This window comes from Microbulbifer weihaiensis (assembly GCF_048323715.1).
In the GTDB taxonomy this organism is placed as follows: domain Bacteria; phylum Pseudomonadota; class Gammaproteobacteria; order Pseudomonadales; family Cellvibrionaceae; genus Microbulbifer.
The window spans coordinates 41073-53169 of the sequence record NZ_JBLWFL010000004.1; the positions used below are offsets into that span (position 1 = coordinate 41073).

At 56.6% G+C, this 12097-nt stretch carries 7 protein-coding genes; all 7 read right to left on the minus strand.

What is annotated here, in order from left to right; genetic code table 11:
• Nucleotides 1-216 precede the first annotated feature (216 nt).
• The 7 genes from ACNKU7_RS04865 to ACNKU7_RS04895 all read right to left on the minus strand — a co-directional run bounded on the left by ACNKU7_RS04865 (nucleotide 217) and on the right by ACNKU7_RS04895 (nucleotide 11595).
• The gene (locus ACNKU7_RS04865) at nucleotides 217-1005 is read right to left on the minus strand and encodes an OmpW/AlkL family protein (RefSeq protein WP_418295839.1); all 789 of its coding nucleotides are present in this window, start codon (nucleotides 1003-1005) and stop codon (nucleotides 217-219) included.
• 365 nt (nucleotides 1006-1370) lie between these two features.
• Complete coding sequence (locus tag ACNKU7_RS04870) at nucleotides 1371-2756, minus strand: glutamine synthetase family protein (RefSeq protein WP_418295840.1); 1386 nt, start codon at nucleotides 2754-2756, stop codon at nucleotides 1371-1373.
• Nucleotides 2757-2830: 74 nt separating this feature from the next.
• Nucleotides 2831-4180, minus strand: coding sequence for an aspartate aminotransferase family protein (locus tag ACNKU7_RS04875; RefSeq protein WP_418295841.1), 1350 nt, complete (start codon nucleotides 4178-4180; stop codon nucleotides 2831-2833).
• 351 nt (nucleotides 4181-4531) lie between these two features.
• Nucleotides 4532-5875 (minus strand): cyanophycinase, encoded by a 1344-nt coding sequence (locus ACNKU7_RS04880; protein ID WP_418295842.1) that lies wholly within the window; start codon nucleotides 5873-5875, stop codon nucleotides 4532-4534.
• Between the two features lie 129 nt (nucleotides 5876-6004).
• Nucleotides 6005-7177, minus strand: coding sequence for a beta-aspartyl-peptidase (iadA, locus tag ACNKU7_RS04885; RefSeq protein ID WP_418295843.1), 1173 nt, complete (start codon nucleotides 7175-7177; stop codon nucleotides 6005-6007).
• Between the two features lie 13 nt (nucleotides 7178-7190).
• Nucleotides 7191-8702, minus strand: a complete 1512-nt coding sequence (gene yfcC, locus ACNKU7_RS04890; RefSeq protein ID WP_418295844.1) for a putative basic amino acid antiporter YfcC — start codon at nucleotides 8700-8702, stop codon at nucleotides 7191-7193.
• Between the two features lie 82 nt (nucleotides 8703-8784).
• A complete protein-coding gene (locus ACNKU7_RS04895) occupies nucleotides 8785-11595 on the minus strand; it encodes a TonB-dependent receptor plug domain-containing protein (protein WP_418295845.1) in 2811 nt (936 codons plus the stop codon).
• Between the last annotated feature and the right edge of the window lie 502 nt (nucleotides 11596-12097).

Below are 12097 nucleotides of genomic sequence, written 5' to 3' on the forward strand. Positions count from 1 at the left end.
ACTGTTCAGTCAAAGTTGAATCATCGCTATGGGATCGCACAATCCCGGCAATGCACCAAGACGATGACCGCAGGAACTCAACACACTTCAACCAGACTTCCCGGGTTACGCATATTTTCCCTCACTCCGGCATTCTGAAGTGACATACGCAACAAAGCCCCGGCGCTACACAGGCATGCAGCTCCCGGGGCAATGATATCTGGAGCAATGTTCAGGTCAGAAGCTGAATTTATAGCCAACTCCCAGGTTGAAGATCCAGGAGTCATAGTCCAAGTCGTCCTTGATCCGCACGGTGTCGACAGCACCGGTACTCAAGGTCAGGAGATCGAATCCCAATTCCAGCTCCGGGTCGGCGTCAATGTACATCGCAGAGGCATTGACCAACCAATTGTTGTTTCTGCCCAGCTCGATATCCACGCCGATCTGTGCGGTCCAGCCGAAGGAGCTGCCAAAATTGAGCAGGCCATAATCACCGCTGCCATCCCTGAACACCGGGCGCACGAAATCCTGCTCAATATCGGTGTAGTTCACACCAATACCCACATAAGGCTGGATCCAGGATTCCACACAGACCGGATACCAATCCACGTAAAAGCTGGTTACATGCGTTTCGAAGTCACCGATTCCATCGGAAGCGCGAACGTCAAAATCCTCAGTGGATACAAAGCTGTCGATACTCGCGTCGAGATCGGCGCTATTCATGTGGTACAGCTCAAGTGCCCAGTGATCTGCCACAAAGAAAGTGCCATTGATGAACCAAGTTGTATCCTCATCCAGACTCAGGGACACACTGCCCACGGCCGGAATCAGGGTATCGGGATCATCCGGATCCGGGACAAGGAAATCCAGGTCATCTTGCGTAGACAATACGGAATTCGTGTCAACGTCCATATAAGCGGCGCCAACGCGCACGATCATGTCGCCGCCGGTGAAGTCGGCAAAGGCCGGCGAGGTGACGCCCACGGCGGCGAGCGCCAGCGGGAGAATAAGGGGCTTGGTTCGCATGGTTAACTCCTTGTAACTCTGAAATGCTCCATGGCCGCAGGAGACACACCTACTCCTTCGTGACTCCGGCACGCGGTTAAATTCAGTATAGGTGGAGTTTTTGGGGAAACGGCAAGTAATGCCTACGCGAGACTGGTTAAATAGGAAGAAATTTCTGCTAGAGAAAATTCGTAAAAAAAATGCCCGCCAAAAGGCGGGCCAGGATTCTCGAACACACTTTCAGGAGGAGAGTTTGCGACACACTACGCGCTAAGCCGCAGCTGTCTGTTTTTAGGTATAGCAGAGCTCGCCACCCCGCCAAATCTTCTGTCACAAATCCCCTTCAATACGGGTCGCAATCAACGCCGGGAAATTCCCCTGCGGGTTTATACCCGCTGCAGGTAGCTCTGGTATTCCACATCGGTCACCCGCGCACCGATTTCCGCCTGCTCCTGCCGCTTCAATAGTACAAACAGATCGACAAATTCAGGATCCAGATACTTCTGCCAGATGGGGCTGTCAGCGAATCGCTCCAGTGCCCCGCCCCAGTTATTGATCAGCTGTTCGCTCTCAACCTGGTAGGCATCGCCCTCCACCGCGGGTGGCGGCTGCAAGCGATTTTCCAGCCCGTGGCATACCCCGGCGAGAATTGCCGCCAAAACCAGGTAGGCGTTTACATCGGCACCGGCTATGCGGTGTTCGATGCGCCGCGCCTTGTTTTCACTGGCGGGAATGCGGAAGGTTACCGTACGGTTGTCATAGCCCCAGCACAAATTGAGCGGTGCATGACTGCTTTCCTGAAACCGGCGATAAGAGTTGCTGTGCGGAGCAAAAATCGCCATCGCATCATTTGCCGTTGCCATCATCCCCGCAACGGCATGACGCAGAAGATCTGAGCCACTATCCGTTCCATCGTCAAAGACGTTTTTGCCCTCGCCATCGACCAGGCTCATATGCACATGCATGCCATTTCCGGCGCGATCCCCAAACGGCTTGGCCATTGCACTCACTCGCAGGCCGTGGCTGCGCGCCACGCCCTTCAGCAGGCGCTTGAACAGGAGGGTCTGATCCGCCACCTTTAACGGGTCATCGCAATGCAGCAGGTTGATTTCAAACTGACCCGGCGCACACTCAGAGAGGATCGAGTCCGCGGGGATTCCCTGCTCCTCACAGGCCGCGCGAACATCCGCAAAAAAGTGGCGCTGAGAGTCCAGTTCCGCGAGGTCATACACATCTGTCGATGGCACCAACTCTGAGTCATTGTCACTCACAGGCAGCGGGTGCCCCAGCGAGTCCATATCCTCCTTAAGAAGGTAGAACTCCAGTTCTGTAGCACATACCGCCTTGTAACCCAGGTCGGCCAGGCGGTCTACGACCTTCTGCAGCTGGGCGCGTGGATCAGCGTAAAGCTCTGAACCATCAGCCTCATACAGCTGCATATGTATTTGCGCGGTTTGCTCCCGGTGCCAGGGCGCCAGGCAGATCGGGGAAACCGGATGACAGACTCCATCACTGTCGCCACTGGCGAAGACCAGTGGACTGTTTTCGATGTCGCGACCCCAGATATCCAGGCTCACGGCACTGCGCGGCATCTGCAAGCCGCCCGCCAGTAGTTTGTGGGCGGAGTCAGCCGGCAGCCATTTACCGCGGGGAACCCCGTTGATATCGAACGCGAAGCCCTCGATCCACTTGAGATCCGGGTACTCGGTCAAGAAAGCCTCGGAGGCTTCGAGGATATCCGCAGGCGTCTGATATTGTTTTTGTACTGCCATAAATTGTTTTCGCGTTAGCTGGTATTGTCCTGCCCCGATGCCCATTGTTGGAGCCGGGGCAGGTTCGGATGATATTACGCCATTGCTTTGGCAGTATCATCCAGTGCGCGACGCGCTTTTTCCACCAGTTCGTCAACCTGATCACGGGTAATGATCAGCGGCGGTGCGATGATCATGGTATCGCCGGTTGCCCGCATCACCAGGCCGTTCTTGATACTCATATCGCGGCATACGGTACCGGCGGTGCACTTGTCGTCAAAACGGGCTCGGCTGCCCTTGTCCTTGACCAGCTCAAGCGCGCCGACGAGACCGAGATTACGCGCCTCACCCACGATCGGGTGGTCCGCCAGCTCTGCCCAGCGCTGCGCCAGGTAAGGACCGGTGTTGTCTCGCACGTTTTCGATGATTTTTTCATCGCGCAGAATATTCAGGGTAGCAATACCGGCCATACAGGCAGCCGGGTGCGCTGAATAGGTGTAGCCGTGGGTAAATTCGCCGCCCTTCGACTTGATGACATCCGCGACCCGGTCGCTGATCATGGTTCCGCCAAGCGGGAAGTAGCCATTGGTGACGGCTTTGGCGAAGGTCATCAAATCCGGCTGCATACCGTAGTAATCGGCACCGAACCACTGACCGGTACGGCCGAAGCCAAAGATTACCTCATCCATTACCAGCAGGATGTCATACTGGTCCAGAACCTTCTTCACTTCTGGCCAGTAGGTTTCCGGCGGAATGATGACACCGCCGGCACCCTGAATCGGCTCGGCGATAAAGGCAGCCACCTTCTCCGGCCCCAGCTCCTGGATTTTCTCATCCAGGCAGCGAGCCGCGTAAATACCGAACTCTTCCGGCGACATGTCGCCACCTTCACCAAACCAGTACGGCTGCTGGATGTGCTCAATGTAGTCCAGTGCCTGGAACTGCTTGTGCATACCACTCATACCACCCAGGCTGGCACCACCGATGGTGGAGCCGTGGTAGGCATTTTTGCGGGAAATAACGATGCGCTTTTCGGGCTGATCTTTCAGATCCCAGTAACGGCGAATGATGCGCAGGTTGGTGTCGTTCGCTTCAGAACCGGAACCGGTGAAGAAAACATTGTTCATGTGCGCCGGGGTGACTTCCGCCAGCAGGTCAGCGAGCTCGATGGACGGCACGGTGGTGCACTGGAAGAAGCTGTTATAGAACGGCAGTTTGTTAAGCTGCTCGTAAATGGCTTCACTGATCTCACGACGGCTGTAGCCCAGGTTACAGCACCAGAGACCGGACATGCCATCGAGCATTCTGTGCCCATCGATATCAGTGATGTAAGCGCCCTCGGCACTGGTAATCACGCGGGTTCCCTGGCGACCCAGGTCGTGAAAATCGGTAAATGGGTGCAGAAGGTGCTCGCGATCGTGTTGTTGTAATTGGCTTTTGTTCATGATCTCACTCCTGAATCACTGATTCATAACCGCAATCGCCAAATTTTGGCGATTAGAAAATGTGATCACATTCTAGGGGCTGCCCAGCGGGTTGCGCAAGGACTATCAGCGAGAACCGCAAATTATTGTGCCTACACTATAGTCCGCCGGGGCTTTTCGACAGGCCGACGGTATCTCGCAACGGCGACAACCCCGTCACAGGAACGAAAATAATCACTTAATAATCAATGAGTTACAAGGCGGCATCAGGAGACTCTTGTGAAGCAGGTAGGAAACAGAAAGGCGCATTTGGGGGGCGCGGAACGCGCACCCCGAACGTCACTGCCAACCACGGCATCCGTGGCGGCGTGATTACTGTGAGTGTTGCGATACCTCGACGGCCGTGGCCAGCAAAGGGGAAATGCTCACTTGGACAGGCTTGACCTCGAGCTCTACCCCCAGCAGCGAATACTGGTCTTTGGTACCGGAACCGTAGCGCCAGAACCCGCGACTGTCTTCAGTCTGGCGGAACTCAAACAGCACACCGCGGCCAGAGCTTTCGTCAAACGCGTAGCGACGCAACAGTCCGGTCTCGCTGTTGTCCAGCAGGGAGAACCCGAGCAGGTGGTCAAGGCGCTGATTTGGCAGAGCCAGCCCCGCACCCTGATCGGCCACATAGCCAGTGGCCTCGTGACCAACCGTTGCCGTGCCGGTGACCTGCACCTCACCGGTGCTCCAGTTGTACTGGTCGCCGCTGCTCAACACCGACAACTGCAGTCCCGACGCCGCAAACGGGCCGCCGCCCGTTGAGAAGTTCGCGTGGCGGGCATCGACCAGAACCAGGTTTCCGGCCCCCAAAACCTGCATATCCAAAGCCGCCAGATCCACCAGCACCGCGGTATCTTCATCAACACCGAAGCCCACACGCTCGGGTAGCGCCTGCGGCTCCGCCAGGGCGCGAATCAGGCGGCCCAAACGGCCCTTGCGGTCAAAATGTTGATCCACGATTCCCAGCGGAAGAAACCCCAAGCCCTTCGCCAACACCAGGCGGCCAGACTCCAGCTCGTCCATCCCCCCTTCGGGATCCGTGCCCGGCAGTGTCAATGCGCTGAGAGAATCCCCAGCCGCGATCATGGTTCTGCTCATAATGGCGGCGCCTGCGCTGGTGCCCCCAACAATCGCCCCTTTACGCAACTGCGCGCGGATCGCGGCGAGAACCGGGGTATCGCCGCCGTCACTTTCCAGCATGGTCTGGGTGAGCCGGCCCTGGTCACCGCCGACAAACCAGATCCCCCCCGCCCGCTTCAGCTGTTTGGCAACTTTCCGATCGCGGCCGCCATCACGCCATCCGCCTTCATCCACCTCGCTGTGCGGATCATCCCGCACCGCGATAGGCAGAACCCTAATCTCACCGGTAAAGCCATAAGCCCGCAAATCATCGGCGAACTGCCGCGCGTAGTGGCTTGGACGACCGGATGCCGCGGGAATAATAGCGACCTCCGGCAATTCGTCCGGCATAGACTCTATGAAGGCTCGGTATATGGACTGATTGTCACTGCGCAGTGCACCACCTACGATCAGCAACTTTCCAGCCGCAGATTCGGCAATTGTTTCCCCTTCGGTCACCTTTACCGCTGGCTCCTGCATGACACCATCATCTTCGGCTGACTGCTCACAGCCGGATGAGAAAACCATTAGCGCTAACGCAAACTGCAAGCTCACTATTCTGTAAAAATTCATAACCGGGCATCCAAATCCAATTTCATTAATAGCCACTAGTGCGACGGAGGGAAGTGGCTTCCGTACAAGCCGTCGCGCGCACGCCGCAATTCCGCGACAACACAGTTACGCGAACACATCGGTAACCGAACTCTGGCGATCGAAAACCTTCCAGGCACCGCGACTCATCACATGGGTGATCGCGAACCTGTCGGGATCCACCAGAACAAGATCTGCATCCGCACCCTCCCGGATCACCCCTTTACCCGGCAGCGCCAGAGCCCTCGCCGGGTTGGACGTCACCACCTGGAGCGCGCGGGAGAATTCAATTCCCTCCTCCTGCACCGCCAGTCGAAACTCATCGAACAGGCTGCCGATATCACCAACTTCAATGTTTTTCAGCCCACCCTGATCACAGAAGTTGGTCAAGGAGCCCTGGGCATCAGAGGAGAACGTCAACTTGTCCACCGGGGCGCCCTGCTCCAGCGCGAGACGCAGCGCCTGACTGGCCCGAAACTCACCACTCGCTAGAATTTCCGGCGTTGTTGATGTGGTGAAATCAATGAATCCACCTGCTCGGGCGAAAGCAACTCCGTTCGCCAGCAGATCCCCGTTGCGGTTGATGTGCGTAGGATAAAATTGCGTGATTGGAATATCTGAGTGTTCCACCACATCAAACAGCGGATGCAGCAGCCCGCTTCCACCCCCCACATGCACACTGACAACGCCACCCTTGCCACTGAGCAGTCCCGCCACACGGGCATCGGCGGCAATGCGTACCAGCTCGTCCCGAGTCGGATGAGAGGAGCGATGATCTGAAATCGCGAGTTCACCCACACCGATAACCGGATCCACCAGCATGATGTCAGAACGCACACTGCCGGTAAGTGTATTTACCGGCACCTGATAGGAGCCGGTTTGCATAAAACAGGTGAGGCCCTGTGCGTCCAGTGCGCGCGCCTTGCCATACAAATCGTGCAGGGTGCGGGTCACCGCATCAGTACCGAGAGCACCGACAACCGTGGTGACACCGCTGCCCAGGGCATCACGTATCTGAAGCTCCGGGGTGCGGGAAGCAAATCCACCTTCGCCGCCGCCGCCATTGATATGCACCAGCGAGTCGACCAGCCCCGGGATCAACCAGGCACCGTCGGCATCCACGGTTGCACCGATACTTGCCGAAAGCTCAAGACTCTGGTCAATTTTCGCGATGCGGTTTCCCGCCACCAGCACATCACACAGACCAAGGGCACGAGGCGCATATACCTGCGCGTTTTTAATCAGGGTAATAAAAGACATATAAAAACTATTTTCAGAATCCGAACACTGCCGCCAGCAGCACCGCTGCCGAGGCAAGAGCAAACAGGAAAAATTGCAGCGGCAGAATGAAACGCGCCCAAATCCCCCAGTCCAACCGCGCCGCCCCCAGGCAACCCATCAATGACGCAGAGGTAGGCACAATGATATTGGTGAAGCCATCGCCCAACTGGAATGCGAGCACCGCAGTTTGACGGGTTACTCCGACCAAGTCGGCGAGTGGCGCCATGATCGGCATGGTCAGAGCCGCCTGACCGGAACCGGAGGTGATGAAAAAATTAAACACCGTCTGGAACACCAGCATGAACCAGGCGGACACCCCACCAGACACATCGGCAAGCCCACTGCCCGCCCAGTGCAGCACGGTATTCAGCACGCTCGGCGCCGTGGGGTCATCGCCTCCCAGCAGCAGCACAATGCCTTTCGCCAGTGCCACCACCATTGCCGCCGGTAAAAGTTGCTGCGCCCCCTCTTTGAAGGCTACCGCCGCGCGATTCGCCGTCAACCCATTGAGCCTAAAGCCAATGGCCACAACGGCGACGACAATGCCCATGGTGAAAAACTGACTGGCAATTTCCGGCAGGTAATAGCCGCGCGTCACAACACCCCAGATCATCCACCCGATACCGGCAGCAAACAGCAAAAGCACCCAGCCATCTCCACGTACCATCGTCTGCAACTGCTCTATCGGCGCGGCTTTTTCACGAAAGTAGCGATCCGAGCTGTGCGCCAGTGAAAGCACAGGGGCAGACTGCACCCTGCGTGCGTAATACACGACATAGCCTGCCAGACCGGAGGTGGCCAGCAGCCACAACAGCATGCGCGGCACGCTGCCTGACATCAGCGGCACACCGGCAATGCCCTGCGCAATACTCACACCAAAAGGGTTCATCCATGAGGTAGCAAAGCCGACCTGAGTCGCCACGTATGTGACCAACAGCGCCGTGATACTGTCATAGCCCATTGAAATCAGCAGCGGCACCAGAATCAGAGTGAATGGGATCACCTCTTCCCCCATTCCGAAAATTGCGCCACCGAGAGAAAAAAGCACGCACAGGATTACCAGATAAACTGGCCCGGCCTTGCGATTCCCGGCTATAACCTGGAACAGACCGCGCTCAACAGAGCCACTGGCGAACACCAGCCCAAAGGCACCACCGGTCAAAAGGATAAAAGCAAAAACTCCAATTGATGCGCCCCACTTGCTGCCTGACACCATCCCCTCAAAAGCGAAGTTCAGCAGGCCGACCTCACCGCCCTCGGCAAACAATGCCATGCCATTGGGCTCAGGAGACACTTGCCGGTAGGTACCCGGGTCGATTACCTGACGCTCACTACCATTTACCAGAGTCATCACGGTGTCATAAGTACCCGCGGGAATCAGGAAATTCAGGGCAAACGCCAGCAGCGCAACCGCAAAAAGAATCAGATAGGTATCCGGCATTTCCCAGCGGGACGCAGTGTTGTCTGCAGGCGATGTATACGCCGGCGCGTCTGTGGAATGCATAAGCAATTACCAATGTTATATAGAACAGGCAAATGATCGCGGGGCCCACTCAAGCGCCCCGCAACCCACTGCAAAGATACGGTCAGAATGCGTAACCGTACGTTACCGTTAAGAAACGGCCGAGGGAGTTGTGGTTGAACTGATCCACGTTGGCGCTGGTACCGAGTACCAGAGGAGGCTCTTCATCCAGAAGGTTATCCATGCGCAGACTCAACCAGCTGCCGTTGTCAAAATCACGACTGACGTTGAGATCAAACACTGTCCAGGCATCCACCTCAACCACCGCACTATCCGGTACCCCCAGGGCTTCAAGCACTCGGGGAGAAGGGTCGTCCCTATAGCTGTGGACGTACTGCGCAGACAAGGTCGCCGTCCAGTCTTCATACTGCCAGCGCAGGGAAGTGTTGGCCCGCCAGCGAGGATAGGTGTAATTGCCGGCCTCACTGACCACCCCAAACACATCAGATGGCAGTTTGTCGAACTCGGACAGATAGGTAGCGTCCAGTAACAGTCGGAAGCTGCCCAGAGTATCCGTATCGAAACTCTGGGTGAGCGCCATATCAACGCCGCTGGTTTTTTGCCAGCCCAGGTTCGTCAACTGAAAGTGAGCATCAACAACCGTAGTTCCCGCCAATTCCAGACCGGGCTGACCGGGAAGCAGCTCGCCCTCCTCAACCACCGGGAATTCACCGGCGAGCGCTCGCAAAATAAAATCGTCCTCTTCCACCCCGATCAGATTCTTGTGCTCAATATTCCAGTAGTCGATGGACAGCTCTGTTCCGGCCGCCGGCTTGATCAGGAAACCTGCGCCCCAGGTCGTGGCGGTTTCTGGCAGCAACTGATCATTGCTCACCTCCTCTGATAGCAACGCCTCGCCATCGGCACTCGCGTCACCGCCACAGGCGCCCGGGGTCACGGAACAGTCCACGGTGTAGCTGGACAGCAGCGTGCCTGCACCAATCTGCGCCAATGACGGTGCGCGGAATGAAGTTGACCAATTGCTGCGGAAAATAATTGCATCACTGAAAGCATGGCGCAGTGCGACTTTCGGATTGGTATCGCCACCGAAGCTGTCGTAATGGTCGTAGCGCAGTGCCAGCTGCAATTCGGTATTGGTGGCCAGCGGGATCATCTGTTCGGTGTAGACAGCCCACTGGTTGCGGGCCGCATCTGCTGCCGTCGAGCTGAAACCAAGCACCGGCTCCGGATTCAGCGTCGTGCTCAACGCTTCCCCTGAGGGGCGATCGACGACGGATTCGCGCCGGAATTCGGCACCCACAGCGACCTGAATTGCACCCGCCGGAAGCTCGATCCAGCTACCGGACAGATTGCCGTCGAGCGCATACAGACTGGATTCACCGCGACGCGTGGCATCGGTGCGAACAAACTGGTCAATGGCCTGAACCTGGTCACTCTGACCATTGAAGGGGTTGTACCACGCGGTGACCTTACCCATGTCCTCACAGGTTTCACCGGCACCGTAACTCGCGCCCGGGCGCACAAGATCCACATCCCAGCGATTTACCACCGAGCCATCTGTACACAGGTTTCCGAGGCTGGCGTTGTAAAACGCTTCAGAGTTATACAGGCCGGAAATGCCGCGCTGTTCGGACTCGCTGCGACCGATGTTCGCGGCCACCTCCCAATCCCAACCGGAAACATCCCCACGCAGCCCCGTCACCAGCCGTGCGGACTCGCTTTCCACTTCAACCGCTCGTGGATCTGGGAATTTGCCCCAGGCAAAAATCGGGTAACCGTAGAAATCGGAAAATTCGCTGGTCGGCGCGTCGGGGCTGAAGGAACCCTCTTCCACCAGATCGTTCTTCAGGGCGTCCGGCCACAGAGGGCTTTCCGGGTCGAACGGGGCACGGGAAAAGTTCGCTGGCGACGAAGTACCGCGGGAGTCACTGGCCTGAATCATCAGGGTATTAAACCATTCCAGCTTGTCGGAAATATCGTAATTAAAAGTACCGACGATACTCGCGCTCTGATATTCGTCCTGGGTCGCCGATACGGCGTTGGTGTTGAATTCACAGAACTCGCCAAAGTCACCCATGCCAAACTGGTCAGAGGGACAGCCATCACTATCAGGCCCCTGGGTCTGGTCATACCACATTGCGTAAAGATCGTTGAAGCTGGGATAAACACCTTGCTGGGAAGGCCGCACCGAATTCGCACTGATTGCACGGTCGCGATCATACATGGCGTTGCGCGTAAAAAGGTCGGCTACCACCATCGTATGGCTGCGCTCACCCTTGTGCCCCCACACCCAGTTAAGGTTGTACTTACTTTCGTCGCTGCTGGCCGTGGAGTTTCCGTGAGTCACACTGACTTCACTGCCTTCAAAATCGTCACGCAGGACAAAATTGACCACACCGGCAACAGCGTCAGCACCATAAGTCGCGGCCGCGCCACTGGGCAGAACCTCAACACGCTCAATCGCTGACAAAGGAATTGCGTTTACGTCGACAAAGGACTCCTGACCGCGGGCGAAAGAACTGACCGACACCCGACGACCATTTACCAGTACCAGTGTTGCGGAAGACCCCAAGCCCCGCAGGGACACACCGGCAGCACCCACCGGGGTATTGCTGGAAAGGGGACCACCCGTTGCGGTGGAAAAGGTACCGCCACCTCCGCCGGTCTGGGTCAGCTGCTGAAGAATTTCGATGGGTGACGTTGCTCCGGACGCCTCGATATCATCACGTCCTATCTGCACGACCTGAACCGCACCTTCTTTGTCCAAGCCCTTGATGTGGGTGCCGGTAACTACGACTTCTTCAACCGTCGTATCAATGGCGGTTGGTGTTTCCTGTGCAAACGCAGCGGTGCTCACCATTGAGCAACCGATAGCAATGTGAATTGCCCTGTAAAGCTGGGTTCTTTTATTCATTTTTATCTCCCTGTGGGATCCTGCCCTGTAATGTAACTCTGTGTTATCGATTGAGTTTTGATTGTCGAAGGCGATACCGCGCCTCCGATTGCCAGGCAGCCGGACAGAAGCAAACCAGCCCGGGTGTTGCGGGAAACAAGACGTACGAATCCCGCGACGCACACAGGCGACGATTCTTCCTGAATTTAGAGAGCAATCAGTGCGGAGAAAAAATCCGACTCACAGCTTCCCTTTGCTCATTAGCACGCACACAGGCGCAGAGCACTCCGGCTATGCCGAAGCGGGAAAGCTACTCGTCAAACCACTCGCTGAGATGGTAGTCAGAAGAGCAGCGCTCGATAGCAGCAATCAGTTGCATATTGCTTGTATTCATGGCGCTTACTTTTATTGGATAAATTGGAAGTCCGTTAACAATTTTTGAACTTCACCGAATTTTTATCACGCGAAGAAAAAACTGTAAAGCCCCTCTCTCGCAGAATACGTGACTGGATGCCCCCATACA

Bases quoted from the DNA above. Each gene is read 5' to 3' on its own strand.
- ACNKU7_RS04865 (WP_418295839.1), bottom strand. From the start codon at position 1,005: ATGCGAACCAAGCCCCTTATTCTCCCGCTGGCGCTCGCCGCCGTGGGC.
- ACNKU7_RS04870 (WP_418295840.1), bottom strand. From the start codon at position 2,756: ATGGCAGTACAAAAACAATATCAGACGCCTGCGGATATCCTCGAAGCC.
- ACNKU7_RS04875 (WP_418295841.1), bottom strand. From the start codon at position 4,180: ATGAACAAAAGCCAATTACAACAACACGATCGCGAGCACCTTCTGCAC.
- iadA (WP_418295843.1), bottom strand. From the start codon at position 7,177: ATGTCTTTTATTACCCTGATTAAAAACGCGCAGGTATATGCGCCTCGT.
- yfcC (WP_418295844.1), bottom strand. From the start codon at position 8,702: ATGCATTCCACAGACGCGCCGGCGTATACATCGCCTGCAGACAACACT.
- ACNKU7_RS04895 (WP_418295845.1), bottom strand. From the start codon at position 11,595: ATGAATAAAAGAACCCAGCTTTACAGGGCAATTCACATTGCTATCGGT.